Raw genomic sequence first — 18415 nt, forward strand, 5'->3', positions numbered from 1 at the left:
AGAGAATTTACGATATTCTGGACTCTTACTTAAATATGTGCAAAATGATTTATCCTTTATAAATCAGTGTATTATAATGGTAGATTAGAGAAGGATATTTTAAGAGACCATTAAAAGTTCTATACCGGCTTCGTTCATTGTTTTAAGCATAGTGTTTAGTGATCCGTTTACATCAATACCAGCACAGGCATTTAATGAAACACTGACTTTAAAACCGCATTGCATAGCGTGAAGAGCAGAAAATCCGACACAAAAATCAGTTGCTAAGCCACACATAATGAGCTTAGTAAAACCATGTTCTTTGAGATAAACTTGTAAACCTGTTGGTGTTTTTTGATCATTTTCAAGAAAAGCAGAATAGCTATCCATTTTTTGATTATAGCCTTTTCTAAGGATAAGTTGTGCCTTTTCTACTCTAAGAGATGGATGGAATTCTGCTCCTTGTGTTCCTCGTATGCAATGATCAGGCCAAAGTATTTGAGGACCATAGTCAAGAATGACTGTATCATAGGGCTTTTTTTCAGGATAGCAGGAAGCAAAGCTGCAATGGTTTTTGGGATGCCAGTCTTGGGTTAAGATAACGTGGTCAAAATGATTTATGAGATTATTGACGGCGGGTAAAATAGCATCACCTTGAGGTACGGCAAGTGCTCCACCTAGTAAGAAGTCATTTTGAACATCAATGACGATTAAGGCTTTTTTTTCCATAAATATATTCCTATACGAGATGAGCTTTTATCGTATTTTTAAAAAGCTATATGTCGTCTTGAAGTTTTGAAATGATGTGCTGGATATTGATATTATTTTTATAATTATCAAGCCAAAAGAGGGGGATGGATAAGTTTTTACAATTGGCTTTATAGTTTTTTACGAATTGTAACCACGTACCAATGGGAAGGGCACTGTATTCATTTGTTGCTACGTGTTGATGCAAAGCTTTCATGATCATTGGGCTTGGGACGTCAGATCCCATAAGGCGGCGGTCGTTTTGTAAACGTAATTTAAGCCATATCAAGGCAAGGGGTGAAGACCATTGCTTTCCGTAGCAAAAAATCGATGAAAAAAGAGAAGGATTTTTTACTGCGTAATATAAAGCCCATAAAGCGAGAAAAGAAGGCGCATAGAGAATTGCTTTTCTTTGTGGTACCATATTACATTGATAAGTCGGTTTAATACGATAAAAATACAATGTTATATCTGGTATGGAAAAGAGAGGCAATGTTTGATAACAGGTTTCAGGTACAGCTAAAAAGATTTGCTTTTTGCTCTTTAGGGGGATGTTTTTTTGCATTCAGGACCATACTGGGGCTTGTGAGATTAGAAAAAATGTACCAATATAAAGCGAAAGCTTTTGATACGACGTAAGTGCTATTTACTGTACAGTTTCAAAAAGCAAAAGCAGTTTTTTCAAAATCCTAATCTTTAATATCGCATAATATAAAGAGAAATTTATGGCACGTCAATTTATCTATCATATGGCTGGGCTTAACAAGTCTTACGGCAATAAAAAAGTTCTAGAAAATATTCATTTGTCTTTTTATCCAGATGCGAAGATCGGTATTTTAGGGCCGAATGGTGCAGGGAAGTCAACTATTTTACGTATTATGGCTGGGCTAGATAAGGAATATACGGGAGAAGCATGGATTTCTGAAGGAGCACGCTGTGGTTATCTACCACAAGAACCTTTGCTTGATGCGAGCAAAGATGTGCGTGGTAATGTGATGGAAGGTGTTGCAGATAAACAGGAAATTCTTGAGCGTTATAACGAATTGATGATGAATTATAGCGAGGAAACGGCTGATGAAAGCGCACAGCTTCAGGACATTATTGACAGTCAGAATCTTTGGGATTTAGAAAGTCAAGTGGAAATGGCTATGGCTGCTCTTGGCTGTCCGCCAGCCGATGGGGATGTAACAAAACTTTCGGGTGGTGAGAAGCGGCGTGTTGCACTTTGTAAATTGCTTTTGTCAAAACCTGATTTATTACTTTTGGATGAACCGACAAACCATTTAGATGCTGAAACGACGGCTTGGCTTGAGAGGCATCTACGTGAATATCCTGGGGCTGTGCTTTTGATAACCCATGATCGTTATTTTCTCGACAATGTAACGGGTTGGATTTTAGAATTAGATCGCGGTAGAGGTATTCCTTATGAGGGGAACTATTCTGCTTATTTGGGGGCTAAAGCCAAGCGTTTGGCTCAGGAAGGCCGTGAAGAGGCAGCGCGTCAACGTGCTTTATCACGTGAGCAAGAATGGATCGCTTCTAGTCCAAAAGGGCGACAAGCAAAGTCAAAAGCTCGGATTAAGGCTTATGATGAGTTGGTTCAAGCAGCACGTGAGCGCCGTCCTGGAGAGGCGCAAATCATTATTCCTATTGGAGAAAGGTTAGGACAAGTTGTTATTGAGGTTGATAATCTCTCTAAAGCTTATGGTGAACGTGTATTGATTGATTCTCTTTCTTTTAAACTTCCTGCTGGTGGCATTGTCGGCGTTATTGGGGCCAATGGTATGGGAAAGTCGACCTTGTTTAAAATGTTGACGGGACAGGAAAAGCCCGATTCAGGTCAGATACGTATCGGTGAAACAGTTCACATGAGTTATGTGGATCAGAGTCGCGATTCCTTGGTGGGGGATAAAACTGTTTGGGAGGAAATTTCTGGTGGAAATGACATTATTAAATTAGGCAAATATGAGATGAATAGCCGCGCTTATTGCGGGGCTTTTAATTTCAAGGGGGCAGATCAGCAGCAGAAGGTGGCAAATTTATCAGGAGGGCAGCGCAATCGCGTACATTTGGCGAAACTTCTAAAAGAGGGGGGGAATGTGCTTCTTCTTGATGAACCGACAAATGATCTTGATACTGAAACATTGGGTGCATTGGAAGATGCATTGGAAAATTTCGCTGGTTGTGCAGTTATCATATCGCATGATCGTATGTTTCTTGATCGATTGGCAACACATATTTTAGCCTTTGAAGGTGATGGTCATGTAGAATGGTTTGAAGGTAATTTTGCTGAATATGAGGCTGATAAAGTTCGTCGTCTTGGGGCGGAATCTCTTAATCCTAAGCATGCAAATTATAAACCTCTTACACGCTAGAATTTTTTATCTTATCGCAACTTTGTTAGAATAATAGTGTATTTTATTGCGTTTGTTATTTCATAAATAAAGTGTGTGTGTACTCTGTGGGAGTTTTTATTCATTGAAAAGAGTAAGAGACACTTTATGAAATTATGACCTAAATAGGGTTATTTTACTCATGATATATAACCGGTTATTTTTTGTAAAACTGCAATGAAAAGGAGGGGATGGAGCGTATAGTATTACTTCTACAAATGCCTTGGTCATTGAGCATTATCATCTTTACTTAATAAAAATGCAAGCTGGCATTATCATGTTATTTTTTCTCAATAGTATGCAGTTCTTGTTTTTAGGTGGGCATAAAAGGTATTTTTATCCATCTGTCCCCTCCGTTTATGAGCTGTAAGAGAATGATTTGGATTGATTTATCATGAATAGATTTGAAATGAGAAAAATCTACGGTATTCCGGTTTTTTATTCAAGTTAAAAATGAATTATTATTATAAATCAATGTATTCTCATTATAACGAGAAGCAGGGAGATAAGATCTGTTCGTTTTTTACATTAGCCTATTTTTTTCATAGTATGATAAAATAGAGAGAACAAAATAGATGAGAATATGCGTTGTATGCTTGACTTTTTTTCCTATAAACAAATGTTTATAGGAATGTTTAGGGGATAATTATGAAAAAAAGTGCAAGTTTAGATGCAATGATTGTGCTGCTGAAAGCGGTCGCAGAAGTAAGCCATTTACGTGTTCTTAGGCTCTTACATCATGAAGATTTAACAATTCCTGATTTTATTTTTATTCTTGATCAGTCGCAAGCGTGTATATCACGATATTTACGTTTATTGTACGAAGCACGATTGATTGAGCGTTATCAGAAGGGGGATAGCCTTTATTTTAAGCTTTGTCATGATTTTTGGGGTAAAGACATTGTGATAGGTATTCTTTCGGCTTTGCCAAAGGATGATGTGTTGTTAGCGCATGATTTAGAACGTTTGAAGGATGTTAAAAAGCAGCGTCAAAAAACGAGGAAGAAGCATTTCTTACAAAATGCGTTGCAACGGGATGTATTACGGTCATCCTATATGGCAGATCATGGTGTAGAAAACTCGTTACTTGAAATCATTGGCGATAAACCATTTCAGACGATGTTGAATATTGGAAGAGGTGGAGACTCTATCTTAAAATTGTTTTCTAATCTTTATACGCATGCGGTTCAAGTTGTGCTTGATAGCAATGTTTTTCACTTGTCTGTTGGAGATACAACTTTTGATTTAGTTATTCTTCATTGGGTTTTACATTTTCTTGAAAATCCTGAAATATTCCTTCATGAGATATCAAGTGTTTTGCGTCCTCATGGCCGTTTATTGATTGTGGATTTTGGTTATCATGAAATTGAGTCTTCATATTCTGATCAAGTGCATATGCGTTTTGGATTTTCGGCTTTACAAATAGAACAATGGCTTAAAAATGCGGGACTTGTTCTAGAACAAACGGTTTGTCTTACTCCTATACAAAATGAAAACAGTGAGGAGGGGAGTGCTACGCTTTGGCTTGCTCGTGATCCGCGTTTATTGGTTGACGATATCAAAGATAAACAAGTAGATTTTGCATAAATCGCGTTTGTTAACGTACTTTATACTCTGATTTTTCTCAAGAATAGCGTAGAGATAAAACTTTATTCAATCATTGATAAGCTATTGTTTTTTACATTTGTATTATGTTTTTATATGGGAGTATTGGTGTTTTATAGCGGCGTGTAGGCTGTATAATGAAGCACCTTCTATAGAGTTAAGCCTATGAGGATCATTATTTAAGGTGTTCTTGATATCATATTTATGTTATTAGCCAATATATTGATTTTAAAAGATCATTGATTTTTTTAGACTCAATAAGAGGTTTAAATACAGGAATGTTGTTTCATTTCAAATTTCCTGTTTCAGAATCCGAAAGAGTCTGTTTGTCTGCTACAAAAGAAGGTATTTATCTTAATGATACCGTTTGTAAAAGAAAATACATCTTTCATACATTTTCTAAATGTGGGAGCGGCTGCAATATGATATAATGCCGCACAATATAATCATAGTGAAGGCTCATACCTTCATAAATGTCAAAGATGGTGGTGCCCAATAGATCTTAAAATATCTCTTTAAAACAGGTTTTTAGATAAGGAGTACGTTGGAACTTTTAGTGAGGGGTGCAAAAAGATGCTCTAAAAAGACGAAAAAGTAAAAGGGTAAAACAATGCATTATATTCATAAAAATAAGATCGGCGATGATCTACGGATAGTCTGTGGCTGAAAGTAGGAAAGAAAAGTGTGATATTACACTAAAGTTTCGTATCTCTTTATCATGAGAAGTTATGAAGGTTATTAAATAAGTCCATTGTTTTTGCCAAAAGTATTTTCTTTCTTTTTATGTTTGCCGCTCATCTTATGACGCAGTCCGTTGGTATAGCGTAAAATTGATAGGGCACCATCGTCTTTAGTTTAAGTAAAAGTTGTAAGCCGGCATCATCGTTTTATGTTTTTTATCCATATGCTTCTTCTTGTTTGTGATGTGCGGTAGTATGGCTATTCATTAATTCAATAGACGAAGATTTAAAATAAGGGAACCTTACGTTCTTGAGATCTCTCATGTAAATTGTAAAATGATGAGTTATGATTGTAAATCAATGAATTGTTTACGTTAGAAGAACAGAATATAAAAATTTTTGAGCATAGAAACTACTGTGTGTATTATTTTACGGGATCATTTAAATGATAGAGATTAAGAGAAAATGTCTGTATTGATTTCGGTTTGTTATGTTAAAATGCGTTAGAGACTGTTGGTTATTGTAAAATGGTTTATCGTTATTTGGAATGACGATGGGGCGTGATTCGAAACAAATACCTTCAGAGCTCTCATTTTTTCATAAGATTAAGCTGTTTAAGTTCCTCATTGATTGTTACATGAGGGATGTAACAATATTTTAATGATCATTTACAGAAATTTTTTATAAAGATAGATAAGATTTTATTTTCTCTAATTTATTGTTTTATTTAAATAATTCATAGCTTTCTTGCAAGAAGATGTTTTCCATTTTTTACGGTTATTTGTGTAAGATTTTAAAAATCTACGTTTTTCTTTTTGTGGTGATTGCTGTTGGAAAAGTGATTCTACTTTTACGTAGTTTGATTTTTATAGGGTGGATACGTAGAAATTACTGTTTTTTAATATGATCATCAGAGTTATGAAAGAAACTATTTAAAAGTTATAATGATCGTAGATTCTAATTGATGCTTCTTGAAATAAAATTGCTTCAAATTGGGTCATTTTGAACTTTTTTTGCCTAAATTTAAACATTTTTAAATAATTTATAATTCTTTTATGTTTTTTTGCGTAGAAGATGATAAGAATTTCTTGTTGTTTAAAGAATTTTATTCCATAGCAAGAATATTGCATCGGCTATCTTAGTGGTTGATGTAAGAGGACAATCGGGGAACCTCCTCCCCCCCCCCCGCGTGGATCCCCTAGATTGTCTGGCCTGACTGAGGATTTCCTCAGTCAGGCTTTTTGTAATTATTTTAGGAAATGTAAGGTGTTATTAGGGGGGAGGTGTAAAATTTGTTATTGTTTCGCCTATAGTACCTAAATACATAGAGGGGCGAGTCTTATTGGGCGGATAGTGTTAGCGTATTCATTTTTAATAATTTGATTTTTCTTTATTGAGGCATTGTTGAATGCTATAAGGGGAATCATAAAAGGAATCTATGTTTGTATTCTGTGGTCTTTAGGTAAGAGATAATGGGATCTTTTTCGCATCGTATTATTTTTATTTTATTCGTATTTTTTATTTTTGGCGCTGTCTTTTTTGCTTCTCGAAGTGGTGTTGTTTATCAGTTTTTTCCCGGTCGCTCTTCTTTTTCTTCTCAGCAGCTTGATGTAACAGAGGAGGAGTTATTAGAGAGATTATCCGTATCTTTTCCAGATATTATCAAGCATCTTTCTAAAATGACCCCTCAACAGCAAGAGTTGTTTATTGCGCAGCTGCGTCGTGATGTAATTGCGCTTGCTTCTAAAAGTGGTCAGAGTCGTGAGCAGGCTCAAAAATCTGGTGAAACTGTTGCTATGGCTCTCTCGAAAGCGATTTCTCGTCCTTCCGTTGCTAATGCTTATTTTTAGCTATTTTTTTAATCGCGCTTTTGGGGTTTATTTTAAGGAGAAAGAGCTTCTCTTGAAATTTTGAAAAGTGCGAGGAGATGATCAATTTGTAAGGTATTAACAAAATTTATCTCTCAAAAGGTAAGCAATTGGAGTATAAGGGTAATGTTGCAATCATTACAGGAATGATAGAAAGTCTATCAAGGGTATTGGTCCAAGTTAATTGCATTATCAATCGCTACAATGACAAAAGCAGTATTGACTATAATAAAACACGTTAACTGCATTTTATATGCCGGTTATTTTTTTATTTGATATGAGAAAATAAAATTTTTTAAAGGATTTAAGCTTTTTTTGTTCTACAGATTTTAGGATATTTATCCACTTGTATGATTTCTGAAAATGAGGTGCAAGACTGATAAGATGATAGTCTGTGACAAAGAAAAAATATTTGAATGAAGATGAGAGGTCTATTTTTATTTAAAAAGGCTTTGGGGGTATTGAGTTTTCTAACATTTTTCAAAAAAAATAGACACAAGTAATTGTTAAGCTTTGTTGTAGGGATAAAAACGGATATAACTTTTTTAGTATATTGTTTTATAATGATAATTTATCATTTTATATTGAATGAGAATCTTAAGAATTGTAAAATCCTCTCATTTTAAATTTATCCATGGTGAAAAAATTAAAATCAGTTTCTTGTATACCACAAGTAGAGGCTTGTGTGGATAAAAACTCTTTATAAAAAGGAATTAAAAAGCTTCTTTGAGACATCTTGAGAGCTAAAAGTCTGTTCCAATATTTTGAATTGGTAAAGAGTATGATGGTTTTAGTATATTTATGAATTTTTTATGCGCAATGATGGGGGGATTTGTTTTGTGATTTTTTGAGGTTTTATCGGACATAAAGAGTGCAGTGGGTGTTTATTAATCAGAGAGAAGCGTTGATAACGATTTATATTTTTTGTGAACCTTTTTTGATATCGAGCATCTTCGGTAAAAAGATGCTCTTGTCTCTCTTTCTTTGAGGGATTGATCTCAATAAAAAAATTAATAATCTTATGTAAAAAATATTACATCTAGTTCAGATGCTATTTTTTTAATATAAAAATTGATTGATACAACAGAGATAGCCGCAAGTTATAGATTATATCATTTTATTTGATACGCTATAAGATTAATTATAGTCTTTTTATTTTTTTATTTTATGATATAGAGAAATCTGAGACTTGTGCATAAAGATATATTCTTTTATTTCATAATTTTAGCTTGAAATTGTCTTACTATTTCCTTTTTAAAGACGTTCTTTTGCTTTCTTTTTTGTATAATACATTTGCAAATTACTTGCGGCTAGAATTTGAGAATGTTTGAGTGAAGAGAAAGAAAATGCAATTTTTGAAAATCTTGTTAAATACAGCATGTGCTGTATTTTTTGTATTTGATATAAGTTGGACTCATAGTGTCTTAAATGTTGCGGAATCAGGAGAAACCTCAGTGATTGTTGCTTCTAAGATTTCTGCTCGTCCTTATGAGTTTCTTATTCAGAAACTTGCGAATAAATATAATGTTCCCGTTAATTTAGCACATGCTGTTGTAAAAGTTGAAAGTAATTATAAGGCAGGTATAAAGGGGGCTGCTGGCGAAATAGGTTTGATGCAAATTAAACCCTCTACGGCACGAGGGTTGGGCTTTAGTGGTTCTGTACAGGATTTGTACGATCCTGCGACCAATCTTGAATATGGTATGCGTTATTTGGCAAGGGCCTATAAACTCAGTGGTGGAAGTACGTGTGGTACAATCCTTAAATATAACGCAGGTCATGCTGCAAAAAAAATGAATTCCATTTCAGCGAAATATTGCGCAAAAGTAAAGACTTATCTGGCTTCATTAAAATAAAAACATCTGTTGAGAGAGGTTTGTCATAAAATATTTTAAGATGCTATTTTCACGGAGCAGAAAATGTTTTATAAATCAGTATGTCAGTCGGCTGGGCAGCCGCGCTTGTCTGATACTGAAATACGGCAGGTGAGGAAAGTCCGGGCTCCATGGAAAGACGGTGCCGGGTAACACCCGGCAGGGGTGACCCTAGGGAAAGTGCCACAGAAAGTAAACCGCCTATTTTTATAGGTAAGGGTGAAAGGGTGGAGTAAGAGCCCACCGCGCATTCAGTAATGAATGTGGCAAGGTAAACCCCACCGGGAGCAAGACCAAATAGAAATGACGTGCAAAATTTAATTTGCAGCCGATTTCCGGGCGAGTCATTCGGGTAGGTTGCACGAGGCGGATGGTAACATCCGTCCCAGATGAATGGTTGCCATGTAAAGTGTAAGCTTTACTCTACAGAACCCGGCTTATAGGCCGACTGATATTTCATGATGATAGGCGATATTTTATAAGATCAATTATATATGGTCTTTTATGGAGTCTATGTGTTTGAAATGGACACTTGAGCAAAGGGTGTTTAAAAAAATTATAACATTTCTTTAAGTATAATGCGTTAGGATCTGTTTTGGGATAACTTTAGTTTTTTCGTTCATTGTGATTAATGTGAAAGTTGAAGGTCAGGTTATTCTAAGATCAGTTGCCATGAGAGAGCTGTTGATTTAAGACAGCATAACTTCAAGACGGATTATTTTGATAAAGCAGGATCAAAGAGCTGAACGCCATATTCCAGTGTTGTTACAGCCAGTTTTGGCTGGGCTTATGCCATTGGTTGGAGCAAAAGTAATTGATGGTACCTTTGGTGCTGGTGGGTATACGCGCGCTTTATTAAAGGCAGGAGCACAGGTGATTGCTCTTGATCGTGATCCTCATGCTATCAGCGCGGGACAATCGCTTGTTGATGAATTTTTTCCACGCCTTCGTTTGGTCCATATGGCGTTTTCACAGCTCGATCGTGTCGTTGAAGAGAAGGTGGATGCAGTTATTTTGGATATTGGTGTCTCTTCAATGCAGCTTGATGAAGCAGAAAGAGGTTTTTCTTTTCAAAAAGATGGTCCATTGGATATGCGAATGGCTCAGACTGGTTTTACAGCCAGCGATGTTGTCAATCATTTAAAAGCAAGGGATTTGGCACGTATTTTTAAGATATTAGGGGAAGAGCGTTATGCGGGGCGAATTGCACGGATGATTGAAAAGCGTCGTGTTGTGCAGCCTTTTTTGCGTACAGGTGATTTGGCGTATGCTATCGAAACGTTGATAGGACGTAAGCCGGGAGATCGTATTCATCCGGCAACACGTGTATTTCAGGCTCTTCGTATCTATGTTAATGATGAAATTGGTGAATTGGCATGTGGTTTATTTGCTGCTGAACGCGTTTTAAAAGCTGGAGGCCGTTTGGGGGTTGTCAGTTTTCATTCTCTTGAAGATCGTATGGTCAAAAGATTTTTTTCGGCTCGTTCTGGAGAATGTATGAGATCACGCTATCTGCCAGAAATAAAGGCTGCTCCAGCAACATTTTTTCCTTTGTTTCGAGGTGGGATCACGGCAACTAAAGAGGAGTTACAGAAAAATCCTCGTTCACGTTCTGCGAGGTTGCGTATTGGTGTACGGACTGAAGCAGAGGCTCTTGCAGCAGATATGAAATTATTTGGTTTAGCAGAGATTGCCAGTTTTGAAGGCAGCAAAAAATGACAGTTTTTCGTACATTTGATATGATTTTAGTGTTGATTATGATTTGTATGGCAGGACTTACTTATAAGGTAAAATATGATGTTCAAAAGCGAATGAACGAAGTTCTTCATCTTGAGCATGAAATTGCTGCAGCAAAAAATACGGTAAGTTTGCTTCATGCTGAGTGGGCTGTGATGATAAGGCCTTCACGCATGCAAAAACTTGCGAAACGTTATCAGAAAGAACTTGGGTTAGAGGTTATACAGCCGCGTCAAATCGTGGAGTTTAAAGACATTCCGGTACGGGTACATGATCAAATTGAAGAAGTGATTAAACAAAATATCTTGGAAGATAATCAAGATATTTTGACAAATAATCGGGCTTCTCAGATCAATAGTGTTGTCCAAAAAGGCGCGCAGTAATGAAATCGACTTTTTTATTCTCACAGAAGAAAAAGCGCTTAAAGAATTCGTTGAATAATCATAATGTTTCTGTTCGTCGTCCCTATTCTAGTCGTCCACGTTTGCTTTTTTCGTTGTTCTGCTTTTTAATTTTATATGGCATCATGGGGGCTTGCCTTATTTCTTATGGGTTGGAAGGTGGACAGATTGAAGAAGCAAAAGGGCCTGGAGTTCTTCAATTGATGGCACGTCCTGATATCGTTGATCGTAATGGTCGTTTATTGGCAACAGATATTAAAACTTATTCACTTTTTGCTGAGCCACGACGTATTATTGATGTGGATGAAACAATTGAATTGCTCTCAACAGTTTTGCCTGATCTTAATTGGCAGGAAACCTATAAGCGCTTAAAAAGAAAATCTAGTTTTTCTTGGATACAGCGGGGGTTAACACCAATGCAGAAGACGCAAATTATGGCTCTTGGTATACCAGGAATTGGTTTTCGGACTGAAATTCGTCGTTTTTATCCTGATGGACCTGTAACTTCCCATATTCTCGGTATGGTGAATGTTGATAATCAGGGCATTGCAGGTATGGAAAAATATATTGATGATGCGGGGTTGAGTGCTTTGCGTGCCGCTGGTCTTGCCATGGAAGAATCGTTAAAACAAGTTCAGCTTTCGATTGATGTGCGTGTTCAGGCAATTGTTCATGATGAACTTATTCAGGCTATGAAGCGTTATAAGGCAATTGCTGCAGGAGCTGTTATTTTAAATATACATACGGGGGAAGTTTTGGCTTTGGCATCACTACCAGATTTTGATCCTGGAAATCCTATCGAAGCTTTAAAAAGTGATCGTCTCAATCGGATGACGGCAGGAGCTTTTGAAATGGGATCAATTATTAAAAGTTTTACGACCGCCATGGCACTTGATTCCAATATTTTTCATTTAAACAGTATTATTGATGCTTCAAAGCCAATAAAAGCAAGTAGTGGGTATACTATTCATGATTTTCATGGAAAAAATCGACCCTTAACGTTATGGGAGGTTTTTATTTATTCTTCTAATATTGGTTCTGCTAAAGAGGCATTGGCGATAGGGATTGATAAACATCGTGGTTTTTTACAAAAACTTGGATTACTGGATCGTCTCACAACAGAGTTGCCTGAAGTTGCCCACCCTATTGTGCCACATCATTGGAAGGATATACATTCTATGACGATTTCTTTTGGGCATGGTATGGCAACAACACCCTTGCAAACAGCTGTCGGGGCTGCTGCTTTAATGAATGGTGGTTGGTTAATTGCTCCGACATTTTTAAAACGCACAAAAGAACAAACTCTGCACCATGCAAAACGGGTTTTGCAGGCTAAAACAAGTCAAAATATGCGTTACCTTTATCAATTAAATAGTGATATTGGTTCTGGACGTAATGCAAAAGTAGAAGGCTATCGTGTAGGTGGTAAGACAGGAACAGCTGAAAAAGTTGAAAATGGAAAATATTCTAAAACAAAAAATTTCAATAGTTTTCTTGCTGCTTTTCCTATTGAAGATCCTGCTTATGTTGTTTTAACAATTATCGATGAACCAAAGCCAGAGGAGGGACAGCGTTCAGCAACAGCGGGAATGAATGCTGGACCAATGCTTGCTAATATTGTTCGTCGCACAGCTAGTTTTCTTGGTGTAAAACCCGATTTTAAAAAAGAATATGAGCCTCTTTTAAGTAAAAAGAGCAATTCAAGTTTCGTTAAACAACGGTAAAATGAATATAAAGGTGCGTTATCATGTTGTTGGGAACAGTTTTTACAGAATGTGTTGAAGATGAAAGTCTTTCTTCAATAGAAATAACAGGAATCAGTGTGGATTCTCGGCAAGTTTTGCCAGGCTATGTTTTTGTCGCTGTTCAAGGAAAAAAAAGTGATGGAAGGCACTATATAGATGATGCGATAAAGCGTGGCGCACGAGCAATCGTTACAGATTATCATGCTGTTCTTGAGGATTTATCTGTTCCCATTTTACGTGTTTCTAATGTTCGTCATAGTTTAGCGTTGGCAGCTGCACGTTTTTACGGTTCTCAGCCTGAAACGGTCGTTGCTGTGACTGGTACAAGTGGTAAAACATCTGTTGTCTCTTTTCTTCGGCAAATTTGGACTTATGCTGGATTTTGTGCTGCGAGTATAGGAACGGTTGGTGTTGTTTCTCCTAAACGGAATGTTTATGGTTCTCTCACAACACCTGATCCGGTCGTCTTGCACCGTCTTCTTTATGAAATTTCTCATGAAGGTGTGACTCATGCAGCTCTTGAAGCTTCTTCGCATGGGCTTGACCAAGGACGACTTGATGGAGTCCGTTTAACGGCTGGTGCCTTTACCAATTTAGGGCGAGATCACATGGATTATCACACGGGGGTAGAGGATTATTTGCGGGCTAAAATGAGGTTGTTTGATACACTTTTGCCTGTATCTGCTCCTGCTTTGATTTTTGCTGATGATGTTTATTCACAAAAGGTTATTGATGTTGTTACACAAGCGCGCCGCCGTGTCTTGACAATTGGTCGTAAGGGGCAATTTATCACGATTAATCGTGTCGAACATCAACGCTCAAAACAGTGTATTGAGTGTCGTGTGGAAAACAATATTTATACATTTGATTTGCCTTTAGCTGGAGATTTTCAGGTCGCCAATGCGCTTATGGCAGCGGGGTTAGCAATTGCAACGGGCGTTTCACCTCGTAAGGTTTTTTCTGCGCTTGAAACTTTGCAGGGGGCACCTGGGCGGTTAGAGTTTGTGGGAAAGACAGAAAATAATGCGCTTGTTTACATTGATTATGCCCATAAACCAGAAGCTTTGGAGCAGGTTTTGCTTTCTGTTCGTCCCTTTACGCAAGGGCGCTTGATCGTTGTTTTTGGTTGTGGAGGGGATCGTGATCAAGGGAAAAGACCTTTGATGGGAAAAATTGCGGCGGATAAAGCGGACATTGTTATTGTAACGGATGATAATCCTCGCACAGAAATGCCAGAAAAAATACGCAAGGATATTTTACAGGCGGTGCCAACAGCAATAGAGATAGCAGATCGTGGAGAGGCTATTTCTTACGCGGTGGAGCTTTTGAAAGTTGGTGATACATTAATCATTGCTGGAAAAGGTCATGAGGATGGCCAAATTATAGGGCAGACAACTTATCCTTTTTCAGATCGTCTGAAAGCGATAGAAGCTTTAGAGGACCGAAAGAAATGACAGCTTTATGGGATAAGCAAGCACTTGTTGCTGCAGTTAATGGTGTTGTAATGGGAAGCCTGCCAGAAACTTTTTCTGGGGTTTCCATTGATAGCCGTACTCTTGCGGAAGGGGATGTTTTTTTCTGCATTAAAGGGCATCATCTTGATGGTCATGATTTTGCTGCGCAAGCTTATGAACGAGGTGCAGGCGTTCTTATCGTTGCGGAACACCGTTTGAGGGATATGAAAAAGATATCGGCTCCACTCATTGTCGTTCCTGATGTTTTGAAAGCCTTAGAACAACTTGCACAAGCTGCACGCAAACGTTCAAGAGCTAAGATTATCGCGATAACAGGATCGGTGGGAAAAACAACGACAAAAGAAGCTTTGAAACAAGCACTTGCAACGGCTGGGAATGTTCATGCGAATCTCGCTTCTTTAAACAATTGCTGGGGGGTTCCACTCACTTTAGCGCGGATGCCTGTGGAGAGTGATTATGGTATCTTTGAAATTGGCATGAATCACAGAGATGAAATTCGCCCTCTGGTCAAACTGGTTTGTCCGCATGTTGCTCTCATTACGCATATTTGTGCAGGACATATGGGTTTTTTCAAGGATCTTGAAGAAATAGCAAAGGCAAAAGCTGAAATTTTTGAAGGATTGGATGAGGAAGGCATTGCCATTTTAAATGCGGATAGTGATTTTTTTTCTTATCTCGTTCAAAAAGCAAAGAAATGCGGTGTAAAAAAGATCTTAAGCTTTGGTGAGACTAAAGATGCTGATTATCAAGCGCATGATATACGTCTTCTAACCGATAGTTCTTCTATGATTGTGCGTATGGGGGGGCGGGATAGGGAGGTCCAAATTGGTGCTCCTGGGCGCCATATTGTGCAAAATAGTTTAGGGGTTATTGCTGCTTGTGATGCTATGGGGGTTGAGCTAGAGCCTGTTTTTCTTTCTTTTCGCCATTTTTCTTCTCAAAAGGGGCGAGGTGTTCGTTATCGACTGTCTTTATCAAATGGGGGTGAATTTTATCTCATTGATGAAAGCTATAATGCAAATCCTGCTTCTATGCGTGCTGCACTTGAGCTTCTTGCTACAGGGCCTGTAGGGAAAGGGGGGCGGCGAATTGCTATTTTAGGAGATATGCTAGAGTTAGGGGAGTATAGTGAAAAGCTTCATCGTGATTTAATAAAACCAATACGTCTTTCTGGTGCTAATCCGGTTTTTCTATTTGGTGAGGCGATGAAATCTTTAGTCAGTGATTTGTCTGCTGGTGTTAAGGTTCATTATGCTGAAAATATTGAGAAAATTTTATCGCTTCTTTTAGCAGAAATTTCTTCTGGGGATCTGCTTATGGTTAAATCATCCAATAGCCTTTGTTCATCAAATATTGTGACTGCATTGCTTGATCGCTATAAAGCGGTTTCTTCATAGTTTTAAGAGGTTTTTTTATTCCATGATGCTATTTTTTTCTTCGTTTAGTGATTGGCTTCCAGGTGTGAATGTATTTCGTTATATTACTTTTCGCACGATAGCGGCTATGCTTACTTCGGGGCTTATCGTCTTTTTGTTTGGTCCTAGCATCATTGCTTCTCTTAAATTGCGGCAGGGTAAGGGGCAACCGATTCGTGCTGATGGTCCTCAAACACATTTTAAAAAGGCTGGAACACCTACAATGGGTGGATTGATGATTTTAATCGGCATTGTGGTATCGGCATTTTTATGGGGTAATTTATCGAATATTTACTTTTGGGTATCGCTATTGGTTATGCTTTCTTTTGGGGGAATTGGATTTTATGACGATTATCTTAAGGTCACAAAACAAACAGACAAAGGATTTTCTGGGAAAGCACGATTAAGCTTGGAGTTTTTTGTTGCGGCAATTGCGGCTTTTGCCATCTTGAAAATTGGCTCATCTGGATTAGCTTTGCCTTTTTTAAAAGATTATCTTATCAATTTGGGCTGGTTTTTTATTCCTTTTTCTGCTTTCGTCATTGTTGCGACGGGTAATGCGGTTAATTTAACGGATGGACTCGATGGGCTTGCTATTGTTCCTGTGATGGTTGCAGCTTTATCTTTTGCTCTGATTGCTTATCTTTCTGGTAATATGAATTTTGCTGATTATCTCCAAATCCATTATGTATCGGGAACAGGTGAATTGGCTGTTTTATTGGGAGCTGTTGTTGGGGCAGGGCTTGGTTTTTTATGGTTTAATGCACCACCTGCAGCTATTTTTATGGGAGATACTGGTTCATTGGCTCTTGGAGGACTCTTAGGGACTGTTGCGGTTGCTACGAAACACGAAATTGTTTTGGTTCTTATTGGTGGGCTTTTTGTTGTGGAAGCTTTTTCGGTCGTTATTCAGGTTGGTTATTTCAAATTAACAAGAAAACGCGTGTTTCTTATGGCACCGATACATCATCATTTTGAGAAAAAAGGCTGGACTGAAAGCCAAGTCGTGATACGCTTTTGGATTATTTCGATTGTTCTCGCTCTCATAGGTCTTTCAACACTTAAATTGCGGTGAGAATGTGATTTCTGTTACGTGTTATAAAGGTCAAAAAGTTGCTCTGTTTGGATTGGGACAGTCTGGACTAGCAACGGCACAAGCATTGATGTGCGGTGGCGCAGAAGTGGTGGCGTGGGATGATAGTTCTTCAAGCGTGCAAATGGCTTTTCGGCACAATATTCCAACACGAGATCTCCGTTATGAAGATTGGTCAGAATTTGTTGCATTGATTGTAGCTCCTGGAGTTCCTTTAAGTTATCCTCAGCCCCATTGGATTGTTGAAAAAGCACGAAAAAAAAATATAGAAATTATCGGTGATATTGAATTATTTGTTCGTGCGCGCCAGCATTTTTTACAACATTATGGTTTGTGTGACCAAGATGTTCCTTTCATTGCGATTACGGGGACGAATGGCAAGTCAACCACAACGGCTTTACTTGCGCATTTGTTGGAAAAAATGGGCTATGATGTGCAGATGGGGGGAAATATCGGAAAAGCAATATTGACGCTTAAGCCATTTGTTAAAAAACGTATCTATGTGATTGAATGTTCATCATTTCAAATTGATCTTACTCCCTCTCTTCAGCCGACCATTGGACTTTTATTGAATTTAACACCTGATCATATTGATCGACATGGGAGTTTTGCCTGTTATGTGCAAACCAAAAGGCATCTGATTGCTCAGGCTTCTCAGGCTTTCATTTCAGTTGATGATGCAGCTTGTCGGGTTTTATATCAACAGTTACTTCATGATGGGAAGCAAATTGAGGCAATTTCCAAGGATCATTTTGTTGAAAATGGTTTTTATGCAGATGGGACCAAGCTCTTTTCTGTTCGTCAAGGACAGAGTCATATGCTTGCAGATCTTGCTCCTATGGCGGGGTTACGTGGGAGTCATAATGCGCAAAATGCCCTTATGGCATTAGCAACATTGCAGGCTTTAAAAATAACCGATCCTTCTGTGAACAAGCATTTGGCAAGTTATAAAGGGTTGGATCATCGTATGCAGCAGGTGCGTAAAATGGGGGCGGTTTTGTTTATCAATGACAGCAAGGCTACTAATGCAGATGCAACAGCTCCTGCGCTTTCCACCTTTAATGATATTTTTTGGATTGTTGGAGGACAGGCAAAAAAGGGAGGGATAGAGTCTCTTAGAGAATTTTTTCCTAAAATTCGTAAAGCTTATTTGATTGGGAGCGCGGCGGAAGAATTTGCTCGCACTATTGGATCTGCTTTTCCCTTTTCTATGAGCTTAACTTTGAAAAATGCAGTGCGTGAAGCAGCTGTTGACGCAATGGGTTGTAAGGAAAAAGAGGTGACGGTTCTTTTGTCACCTGCTTGTGCAAGTTATGACCAATTTAAAAATTATGAAATGCGAGGCGAAGCATTTGTCTCTTTTGTGATGCAGTTACAATAAAAAAGCATCAGTTATAAAAAAA

At 37.8% G+C, this 18415-nt stretch carries 13 protein-coding genes and 1 other RNA gene; 12 read left to right on the forward strand and 2 right to left on the reverse strand.

What is annotated here, in order from left to right:
• Positions 1–99: 99 nt before the first annotated feature.
• A complete protein-coding gene (gene pncA, locus ACFIMI_RS03880; RefSeq protein WP_273790795.1) occupies positions 100–708 on the reverse strand; it encodes a bifunctional nicotinamidase/pyrazinamidase in 609 nt (202 codons plus the stop codon).
• Positions 709–754: 46 nt separating this feature from the next.
• Positions 755–1291 carry a hypothetical protein gene (locus ACFIMI_RS03885; protein WP_375636811.1) on the reverse strand — a complete coding sequence of 179 codons (537 nt, stop codon included), beginning with the start codon at positions 1289–1291 and terminating at the stop codon, positions 755–757.
• A gap of 160 nt (positions 1292–1451) precedes the next feature.
• Here ACFIMI_RS03885 and ettA point away from each other — a divergent pair, with 160 nt between their 5' ends.
• The 12 genes from ettA to murD all read left to right on the forward strand — a co-directional run bounded on the left by ettA (position 1452) and on the right by murD (position 18393).
• Positions 1452–3101 (forward strand): energy-dependent translational throttle protein EttA, encoded by a 1650-nt coding sequence (gene ettA / locus ACFIMI_RS03890; RefSeq protein WP_375613359.1) that lies wholly within the window; start codon positions 1452–1454, stop codon positions 3099–3101.
• 666 nt (positions 3102–3767) lie between these two features.
• A complete protein-coding gene (locus tag ACFIMI_RS03895) occupies positions 3768–4706 on the forward strand; it encodes an ArsR/SmtB family transcription factor (protein ID WP_375636810.1) in 939 nt (312 codons plus the stop codon).
• Positions 4707–6876: 2170 nt separating this feature from the next.
• Positions 6877–7254 (forward strand): hypothetical protein, encoded by a 378-nt coding sequence (locus tag ACFIMI_RS03900; protein ID WP_375611985.1) that lies wholly within the window; start codon positions 6877–6879, stop codon positions 7252–7254.
• 1364 nt (positions 7255–8618) lie between these two features.
• The gene (locus tag ACFIMI_RS03905; protein ID WP_375613362.1) at positions 8619–9128 is read left to right on the forward strand and encodes a lytic transglycosylase domain-containing protein; all 510 of its coding nucleotides are present in this window, start codon (positions 8619–8621) and stop codon (positions 9126–9128) included.
• Positions 9129–9211: 83 nt separating this feature from the next.
• Positions 9212–9602, forward strand: an RNA gene (gene rnpB / locus ACFIMI_RS03910) — RNase P RNA component class A.
• A gap of 264 nt (positions 9603–9866) precedes the next feature.
• Positions 9867–10865, forward strand: a complete 999-nt coding sequence (gene rsmH / locus ACFIMI_RS03915; protein WP_375613363.1) for a 16S rRNA (cytosine(1402)-N(4))-methyltransferase RsmH — start codon at positions 9867–9869, stop codon at positions 10863–10865.
• Positions 10862–11266, forward strand: coding sequence for a hypothetical protein (locus ACFIMI_RS03920; protein WP_375611988.1), 405 nt, complete (start codon positions 10862–10864; stop codon positions 11264–11266). Before rsmH ends, ACFIMI_RS03920 begins: the two co-directional genes overlap by 4 nt.
• Positions 11266–13008: a peptidoglycan D,D-transpeptidase FtsI family protein gene (locus ACFIMI_RS03925; RefSeq protein WP_375613364.1), complete on the forward strand. Its 1743-nt coding sequence runs from the start codon at positions 11266–11268 to the stop codon at positions 13006–13008. The genes ACFIMI_RS03920 and ACFIMI_RS03925 overlap by 1 nt, the downstream gene beginning before the upstream one ends.
• A gap of 23 nt (positions 13009–13031) precedes the next feature.
• Complete coding sequence (locus ACFIMI_RS03930) at positions 13032–14483, forward strand: UDP-N-acetylmuramoyl-L-alanyl-D-glutamate--2,6-diaminopimelate ligase (RefSeq protein WP_375611990.1); 1452 nt, start codon at positions 13032–13034, stop codon at positions 14481–14483.
• Positions 14480–15901, forward strand: coding sequence for a UDP-N-acetylmuramoyl-tripeptide--D-alanyl-D-alanine ligase (murF, locus tag ACFIMI_RS03935; RefSeq protein ID WP_375668336.1), 1422 nt, complete (start codon positions 14480–14482; stop codon positions 15899–15901). Before ACFIMI_RS03930 ends, murF begins: the two co-directional genes overlap by 4 nt.
• Positions 15902–15923: 22 nt before the next feature.
• Complete coding sequence (gene mraY, locus ACFIMI_RS03940) at positions 15924–16994, forward strand: phospho-N-acetylmuramoyl-pentapeptide-transferase (RefSeq protein WP_375611992.1); 1071 nt, start codon at positions 15924–15926, stop codon at positions 16992–16994.
• 4 nt (positions 16995–16998) lie between these two features.
• Positions 16999–18393 carry a UDP-N-acetylmuramoyl-L-alanine--D-glutamate ligase gene (gene murD / locus ACFIMI_RS03945; protein ID WP_375613367.1) on the forward strand — a complete coding sequence of 465 codons (1395 nt, stop codon included), beginning with the start codon at positions 16999–17001 and terminating at the stop codon, positions 18391–18393.
• Positions 18394–18415: the final 22 nt, after the last annotated feature.

The sequence above is a fragment of the Bartonella sp. AP4SXKL genome, from assembly GCF_042195845.1.
GTDB lineage: Bacteria > Pseudomonadota > Alphaproteobacteria > Rhizobiales > Rhizobiaceae > Bartonella.

What these genes read in the sequence shown, in the direction of transcription:
- ACFIMI_RS03900 (WP_375611985.1), top strand. Translation starts at nt 6,877, where the DNA reads ATGGGATCTTTTTCGCATCGTATTATTTTTATTTTATTCGTATTTTTT.
- ACFIMI_RS03930 (WP_375611990.1), top strand. Translation starts at nt 13,032, where the DNA reads ATGTTGTTGGGAACAGTTTTTACAGAATGTGTTGAAGATGAAAGTCTT.
- pncA (WP_273790795.1), bottom strand. Translation starts at nt 708, where the DNA reads ATGGAAAAAAAAGCCTTAATCGTCATTGATGTTCAAAATGACTTCTTA.
- ACFIMI_RS03905 (WP_375613362.1), top strand. Translation starts at nt 8,619, where the DNA reads ATGCAATTTTTGAAAATCTTGTTAAATACAGCATGTGCTGTATTTTTT.
- mraY (WP_375611992.1), top strand. Translation starts at nt 15,924, where the DNA reads ATGATGCTATTTTTTTCTTCGTTTAGTGATTGGCTTCCAGGTGTGAAT.
- ettA (WP_375613359.1), top strand. Translation starts at nt 1,452, where the DNA reads ATGGCACGTCAATTTATCTATCATATGGCTGGGCTTAACAAGTCTTAC.
- ACFIMI_RS03895 (WP_375636810.1), top strand. Translation starts at nt 3,768, where the DNA reads ATGAAAAAAAGTGCAAGTTTAGATGCAATGATTGTGCTGCTGAAAGCG.
- ACFIMI_RS03920 (WP_375611988.1), top strand. Translation starts at nt 10,862, where the DNA reads ATGACAGTTTTTCGTACATTTGATATGATTTTAGTGTTGATTATGATT.
- ACFIMI_RS03885 (WP_375636811.1), bottom strand. Translation starts at nt 1,291, where the DNA reads ATGCAAAAAAACATCCCCCTAAAGAGCAAAAAGCAAATCTTTTTAGCT.
- murF (WP_375668336.1), top strand. Translation starts at nt 14,480, where the DNA reads ATGACAGCTTTATGGGATAAGCAAGCACTTGTTGCTGCAGTTAATGGT.
- ACFIMI_RS03925 (WP_375613364.1), top strand. Translation starts at nt 11,266, where the DNA reads ATGAAATCGACTTTTTTATTCTCACAGAAGAAAAAGCGCTTAAAGAAT.